This window comes from Chelatococcus sambhunathii, from assembly GCF_001418005.1.
Lineage (GTDB): Bacteria > Pseudomonadota > Alphaproteobacteria > Rhizobiales > Beijerinckiaceae > Chelatococcus_A > Chelatococcus_A sambhunathii.
In genome coordinates, this window is sequence record NZ_LIOL01000026.1 from 1 (window position 1) to 7,057 (window position 7,057).

Genomic DNA, 7,057 nt, shown 5'->3' on the forward strand with positions numbered 1-7,057 from the left:
GATATTGCGGCCGCCCCTGCGCCTTGAGGTGCGCCACCACCTTCTCCACCTCCTCGTCCGACACGAACGGCCCGTGCACGCGCGTGATGCGCCCGCCGCCGGCCATGTACAGCATGTCGCCCTGGCCGAGCAGCTGCTCCGCCCCCTGCTCGCCGAGGATGGTGCGGCTGTCGATCTTCGACGTCACCTGGAAGGAGATGCGCGTCGGGAAGTTCGCCTTGATGGTGCCGGTGATGACATCGACCGACGGGCGCTGGGTGGCGAGCACGACGTGGATGCCGGCGGCGCGCGCCATCTGGGCGAGGCGCTGGATGGTGCCCTCGATCTCCTTGCCCGCCACCATCATCAGGTCGGCCATCTCGTCGACGATGACGACGATGTAGGGCAGCGGCGCGAGGTCCATGACCTCGTCCTCGTAGACCGCCTCGCCGGTCTCGCGGTCGAAGCCGGTCTGCACCGTGCGCGTGATGACCTCGCCCTTCGCCCTTGCCTCGGCGATGCGGGCGTTGAAGCCGTCGATGTTGCGCACGCCGAGCTTGGACATCTTCTTGTAGCGCTCCTCCATCTCGCGCACGGCCCACTTCAAGGCGACGACCGCCTTCTTGGGGTCGGTGACGACGGGGGTGAGGAGGTGCGGGATGCCGTCGTAGATGGACAGTTCCAGCATCTTCGGGTCGACCATGATGAGGCGGCACTCCTCGGGCCTGAGGCGGTAGAGGAGGGACAGGATCATGGTGTTGATGGCGACGGACTTGCCCGAGCCGGTGGTGCCGGCGACGAGCAGGTGCGGCATGCGGGCGAGTTCGGCGATGACGGGCTCGCCGCCGATGGTCTTGCCGAGGCACAGGGCAAGCTTGAGTCTCGTCTGCTCGAAGTCCTGGGAGGCGAGGAGCTCGCGCAGGTAGACGGTCTCGCGCCTGGCGTTGGGCAGTTCGATGCCGATGGCGTTGCGGCCGGGCACGACGGCGACGCGGGCCGAGACGGCGCTCATCGAGCGGGCGATGTCGTCGGCGAGCGAGATCACCCGCGAGGACTTGGTGCCGGGCGCCGGCTCCAGCTCGTAGAGCGTCACCACCGGGCCGGGATGGGCATTGATGATCTCGCCCTTGACCCCGAAATCCTCCAGCGTGCTCTCCAAAAGTGCCGCGTTCTGCTCGAGCGCTTCGGGCGAGATCACGGCGCCGTTGTTCTTCTTCGGCTCGGCGAGGAGGGCGAGCGGCGGCAGCTGGTAGTCCTCGCCGTCGTCGAGGAAGGAGGGCTGCGCCTCCCGCGCCAGGCGCTTGCCGGGCTTGGGCGCCGGCGGCGGCGGCACCACCCGCGACACGGCCGGCCCTGCCGTCCGGGGCGCATAGGCCTCGTCGTCGACGGCGAAGGGCGCCTCGGCGGGATCGTGTCCGCCGAAACCCGCCGCGCCGTCGAAGACGTCATGGACGGCGGGCGCCTGTTCGAAGCGAGGCTCGCGCCGGGATGCAGTGCGCGGTGCGGAGGGGACCTGCGGCGCGGCCGGGGAGCCGGCGTGAGCCTGCGCCGGGCGCCGTGCGGCGAGACGGCGGACAATGGCCGATTTCAGCGTCATGAAGCCGTGCACGACGGCGCCGAGTGACACGATGCCCCAGCCGGGTTCGTCCGCACCCTCGTCCTCGAAATCATCCGCCTGCGCCCGGCGCGAGGCGCGACGCGGTGCGAGTTCCTCCTCGTCGTCGTCATCCGCCGTCTCGGGGAAGCCGAAGCCGCACGCGGCCGTCAGCGCGAGGATGGCGATGCCGGCATAGACGAGCGTGATGATGGCGGCGCCGGGGCCGCTGGTCAGGCCGAGGATGCTACGCAGTCCGAAAAGCAGACCATCGCCGACGACGCCCCCGAGGCCGCTCGGCAGCGGCCAGGAGGTGGTGGCCGGCATGGCGCTGGCGACGGCGGCCGCCGCGGCCGTGCCAGCGAGCCACAGCCCGATCCGCAGTGCCAGCCGCTCGAGGCGCCGCCGCCCCATGAGCTGCATGCCCCAGATCACCACCGGCACGACGAAGACGATGGCGCCCATGCCGAGGATCTGCATGCCGAGATCGGCGATGACGGCGCCGAGCGGGCCGAGAAGGTTCTTCACCGGCCCGTTGGTGGCATGGGTAAGGCTCGGGTCCTCGACCGACCAGGTGGCGAGGGCGAGACCGAAGGCGAGGGCCAGCGCCACGAGCCCAAGTCCGCTGATCTCCGCTGCGCGACGGGCAAAGAAGCGGCGCATGGCGTCCGACAGTTCGTCGGCTTGCGAAAGGGAGTGGCGGCTCGTTCGCATGGTAGCAACCGGGCTGGGATGGACGCTCCCGGCCGCCCGGCGAGGCCGGGACGACCGATACGTTACCCTAGCGGGCCGCGAGTTAAACCCCCGTTAACCTTGTGCGGCGGCAGCGATGGCAGTGGACAGGGAAAGGCCGCGCCCTGGCGGGGCGCGGCCTCCTGTTCTCGGACATCAGGGGTGGCTCAGCTGCGCATGCCGCTGCCGCTGAACTCCGGATAGGCCTCGACGCCGATCTCGGCCTTGTCGAGGCCGAGCGCCTCTTCCTCGGCGCTGACGCGGATGCCCATGGTCGCCTTGAGGACGAACCAGACGACGAGGCTGATGCCGAAGGTGAACACGCCATAGGCGAGGATGCCGATGATCTGCGTGCCGAAGCTCGTCTCGTCGTTGGTCAGCGGCACGGCGAGCGTGCCCCAGATGCCGGCGAGGAGATGCACGGGGATCGCGCCGACGACGTCGTCGATCTTCAGCTTGTCGAGCATCGGCACGGCCAAGACGACGATGATGCCGCCGATGGCGCCGATGATGATGGCCGCCACGGGGGCCGGTGTCAGCGGTTCGGCTGTGATCGAGACGAGGCCGGCAAGGGCGCCGTTGAGCGCCATCGTGATGTCGACCTTCTTGTAGATCGCCTGCGTCAGCAGGATGGCGGCAACGACACCGCCGCAGGCGGCGAGATTCGTGTTGGCGAAGATGCGCGCGATGTCCGACACGTCGGCGTTGGTGCCCATGGCGAGTTGCGAGGCGCCGTTGAAGCCGAACCAGCCGAGCCAGAGGATGAAGGTGCCGAGCGTGGCGAGCGGCATGGACGAGCCCGGCAGCGGGTGGACCGCGCCGTCAGGCCCGTACTTGCCCCTGCGGGCGCCGAGAACGAGCGCACCGGCGAGCGCTGCCCAGCCGCCGACCGAGTGGACCAGGGTCGAGCCGGCGAAATCCGAGAAGCCCATGACGTCGAGCCAGCCCTTGCCCCACTTCCACGATCCCGTGATGGGATACATGAAGCCCGTCAGGATGACGGTGAAGAGAAGGAATGGCCAAAGCTTGATGCGTTCGGCGAGCGTGCCGGACACGATCGAGGCGGCGGTGGCGACGAACACCATCTGGAAGAACCAGTCCGAGGCGACCGCATAGTCGCCCTCGTTGGCCGTGCCGGCGGCCGGCCAGCCGTAGACGCCGAAGGAGCCGAAGAAGCCGCCATCGACGTTGGTGTACATGAGGTTGTAGCCGACGAGGAGATACATGATGCCGGCGATGGCATAGAGCGCCACGTTCTTCAGGCACTGCATCGAGACGTTCTTCGTCCGCACGAGGCCGGCCTCGAGCATGGCGAAGCCTGCGGCCATCCACATGACGAGGAACCCGCCCATCAGGAACAGCAGCGAATTGAAGATGAAGGCGGTGTCCTTGGCGGAGGCGAAGTCCGCGGCTGCGGCAGGCGTCTCGGCTCCCGCTGCGGGGGCGGCGGTCTGGGCGAGCGCCGGCAGCGCAAGGACAAGGGAAAGGGCGAGGGCGCCGGCTCCGGCCCCTGCATAGCGCTTGAACGTCATCGTTCGAACTCCTGGATTGCGGGGCTCAGAGGGCGTCGCCGTCGGTCTCGCCGGTGCGGATGCGCACGGCCCTCTCGATGCTGTAGACGAAGATCTTGCCGTCGCCGATCTGGCCGGTGCGGGCGGTGTCGGCGATGGTGTCGACCACCTTGCCGGCAAGGTCGGCGGGCACGGCCACCTCGATCTTCAGCTTGGGCAGGAAGCTCACCGCATATTCGGCGCCGCGGTAGATCTCGGTGTGCCCCTTCTGCCGGCCGTAACCCTTCACCTCCGTCACGGTGAGGCCGTGCACGCCGATGGCGGTCAGCGCGTCGCGCACCTCCTCCAGCTTGAACGGCTTGATGATCGCCATCACGATTTTCATGTCCCGTTTCCCCTTGACCCCGAGCAGCCCGTGTGCGGGCCCGCCGTGAAGTACCGGGAGGGACGAAACAAGCCGCGTGCCAACCCGCGGATTCCCGCCGCTGCCATCCTTCGGACGGCGCGAATCGCCCTGCCTGCACTTTAGGCAGGCGCACTGCAGCAGGGTGCTGCCCAAATACTAGGCAGAATGCTTCAAGCGAGGTCGTCCCGCGGACGGATCAGGCCTTCCTGGGCGACCGAGGCGACGAGCTCTCCGTGGCGCGAGAAGATCAGCCCGCGCGAGAAGCCGCGGGCATCACCCGCCGAGGGGCTGTCCTGGGAGTAGAGCAGCCATTCGTCCGCGCGGAACGGGCGGTGGAACCAGAGGGCATGGTCGAGGCTGGCGGCCTGGATCGTGCGCTCGAACACCGTGCGCCCATGCGCGACGAGGCTGGTGTCGAGCAGCGTCATGTCGGAGGCATAGGCGAGGACGCACTGGTGGATGGCCGGATCGTCCGGCAGCCGGCCCGTGGCACGGATCCAAACGTTGAAGCGCGGCTCCATCGGCTCGCGCGACATGTAGCGGCGGAATTCCACAGGTTTCAGCTCGATCGGCCGCTCGCGCTCGAAATAGGCCCTGACCGGGTCCGGCATCAGCGGCAGCACGCGCGCCTTGATCTCCTCGTCGCTCGGCAGATCCTCCGGCCCCGATACGTCCGGCATGCGCACCTGGTGGACGAGGCCGGGCTCGTGCACATGGAACGAGGCGGACATGGAGAAGATGGCCTGCCCGTGCTGGATGGCGACCACGCGCCGCGTCGTGAAGCTGCGCCCGTCGCGGATGCGGTCCACCTCGTAGACGATCGGCACCTTCGGGTCGCCCGGCAGCAGGAAATAGGCGTGCAGGGAGTGGACGTTGCGCTGCGGCTCGACCGTGCGCGTGGCCGCCACCAGCGCCTGGCCGATGACCTGCCCGCCGAAGACGCGCTGCCATCCCACCTGCGGGCTGCGACCACGAAACAGGTTGTGTTCCAACACCTCGAGATCGAGTATTTCGAGCAGATCGGAGATGGCGTGCTTCATGGTCCGTTCCGGGGCAGGTGCACGAGCACCTGCGATGATACTAAGCCCCCGCGCGCGGGGATCGAATGCATGAGGCCCTTGCCGGGCCTGTTCGTCAAGATCGTCGGAGAGAGGGCATGGCCGCAGCGAAAGGCACCGGACGCAAGGGCAGCGCGGGACGGCGTGCTGGCACGCGGACGGTCCCGCCCTCCCGGCGCGTCGTCGTCGCGGGCGGCGGGCTCGCTGGCCTCGCACTCGCCCTATCGCTCGCCAGGGGGGGCGGCGGCGGGCTCGACGTCACCGTCTGCGACCCGGCGCTCGCCCGCCCGGCGCCCGGCGGCGATGCGTCCCGCGCCTCGGCCATCGCTGCGGGTGCGCGGCGCATGCTCGAGACCCTGGGCGTCTGGGGCGCTGTGGCGGAGCGCGCGGCGCCGATCCTCGACATGGTCATCACCGACAGCCGCCTCGCCGACCCGGTGCGCCCCTTGATCCTGAACTTCGCGGGCGAGGTGGCGCCCGGCGAGCCCTTCGCGCACATGGTCGAGAATGACGATCTCGTCAACGCCCTCGCCGCCGCCTGCCGCGAGGCGGGGGTCACGCTCGCTGCCGAAGGCATTGCCCGCTTCGCGGCCGTGCCGGAGCGCGTCTTGGTCACGTCCGCCTCCGGCGCCGCCATCGAGGCCGGCCTCCTCGTGGCGGCGGACGGTGCCCGCTCCCGCCTGCGCGACATGGCCGACATCGGCTGGGTCGGCCGCAGCTACGGTCAGGTCGGCATCGTCGCCACCATCGGCCACGAGCGCCCGCACGAGGGGCGCGCCATCGAGCATTTCCTGCCCTCGGGCCCCTTCGCCATCCTGCCGCTTACGACGCGGGACGGCCGGCACCGTTCCTCCATCGTCTGGACCGAGCGCGCCGATGCGGCCGACTACCTGCTGCAATTGCCGGACGAGGACCTGCGCGAGGAGGTGGAGCGCCGCTTCGGCCTCGAGCTCGGCGAGATCACGCTCCTGTCGCCCGCCCGTGCCTTCCCGCTGTCGATCGGCATCGCCCGGCGCTTCGTCGCCGGGCGCTTCGCCCTCGTGGGTGACGCCGCCCACGTCGTCCACCCGATCGCCGGCCAGGGGCTCAACATCGGCCTGCGCGACGTCGCCGTTCTGGCGGAGAAGATCATCGATGCCTGCCGCCTCGGCCGTGACGTCGGTGATGACGAGGCGCTCCTCGCCTATGAGCGCGCCCGGCGGTTCGACACGGTGACCATGGGCCTTGCGACGGACGGGCTCAACCGCCTGTTCTCGAACGACCTTCTGCCCGTGCGCCTCCTGCGCGACCTCGGCCTCGGCCTCGTCGAGCGGATGCCGGCGGCCAAGCGCTTCTTCATCCGCGAGGCGGCGGGACTGACCGGTGCCGTGCCGCGGCTGATGCGCGGCGAGGCCTTGTAGGAAAATTACCCGAAATATAATCTAATCAGCGTTTCTCGTACTCGGCAACGATCCTAGGCCGTAAACCCATAAACGGCTCTGGGTTCCCTGACGGTGGCAATTGTGATTCAAGCTCCTTTTCGGGAGCTTTGCGATGGGCCGCTACGATCTGACGGATTTCGAATGGGAGGCGATCCGGCCTCACCTTCCCAACAAGTCGCGGGGCGTGCCTCGCGTGGATGACCGGCGGGTTCTCAATGGCATCTTCTGGTGCCTGCGCTCGGGCGCGCCGTGGGCGGACATGCCGGCGCGCTACGGGCCGCCGACCACGATCTACAACCGCTTCAACCGATGGCGGAAGGCGGGCGTCTGGGATCGGCTCATGGACGCGATCACAA

6 protein-coding genes are annotated in these 7,057 nt (G+C 69.0%); 2 read left to right on the forward strand and 4 right to left on the reverse strand.

Features of this window, described 5'->3' with window-relative positions; genetic code table 11:
• The 4 genes from ASC46_RS20490 to tesB all read right to left on the reverse strand — a co-directional run.
• Positions 1-2,287, reverse strand: a 2,287-nt coding sequence (locus ASC46_RS20490; RefSeq protein WP_055461129.1) for an FtsK/SpoIIIE family DNA translocase, incomplete at its 3' end; no start/stop codon positions are given.
• 185 nt (positions 2,288-2,472) lie between these two features.
• Positions 2,473-3,837 (reverse strand): ammonium transporter, encoded by a 1,365-nt coding sequence (locus ASC46_RS20495; RefSeq protein WP_055461130.1) that lies wholly within the window; start codon positions 3,835-3,837, stop codon positions 2,473-2,475.
• A 25-nt stretch (positions 3,838-3,862) separates the two neighbouring features.
• A complete protein-coding gene (locus tag ASC46_RS20500; RefSeq protein WP_055461131.1) occupies positions 3,863-4,201 on the reverse strand; it encodes a P-II family nitrogen regulator in 339 nt (112 codons plus the stop codon).
• 191 nt (positions 4,202-4,392) lie between these two features.
• Entirely contained in the window at positions 4,393-5,262 is an 870-nt protein-coding gene (gene tesB, locus ASC46_RS20505) for an acyl-CoA thioesterase II (protein WP_055461132.1), read from the reverse strand.
• 116 nt (positions 5,263-5,378) lie between these two features.
• Between tesB and ASC46_RS20510 the strand changes: the two genes are divergently transcribed.
• Both ASC46_RS20510 and ASC46_RS20515 read left to right on the forward strand, forming a co-directional pair.
• Positions 5,379-6,680 carry a ubiquinone biosynthesis hydroxylase gene (locus ASC46_RS20510; protein WP_055461133.1) on the forward strand — a complete coding sequence of 434 codons (1,302 nt, stop codon included), beginning with the start codon at positions 5,379-5,381 and terminating at the stop codon, positions 6,678-6,680.
• Positions 6,681-6,813: 133 nt separating this feature from the next.
• Positions 6,814-7,057, forward strand: a 244-nt coding sequence (locus ASC46_RS20515) for an IS5 family transposase (protein WP_055461134.1), incomplete at its 3' end; no start/stop codon positions are given.

What these genes read in the sequence shown, in the direction of transcription:
- ASC46_RS20495 (WP_055461130.1), bottom strand. Translation starts at nt 3,837, where the DNA reads ATGACGTTCAAGCGCTATGCAGGGGCCGGAGCCGGCGCCCTCGCCCTT.
- ASC46_RS20500 (WP_055461131.1), bottom strand. Translation starts at nt 4,201, where the DNA reads ATGAAAATCGTGATGGCGATCATCAAGCCGTTCAAGCTGGAGGAGGTG.
- tesB (WP_055461132.1), bottom strand. Translation starts at nt 5,262, where the DNA reads ATGAAGCACGCCATCTCCGATCTGCTCGAAATACTCGATCTCGAGGTG.
- ASC46_RS20510 (WP_055461133.1), top strand. Translation starts at nt 5,379, where the DNA reads ATGGCCGCAGCGAAAGGCACCGGACGCAAGGGCAGCGCGGGACGGCGT.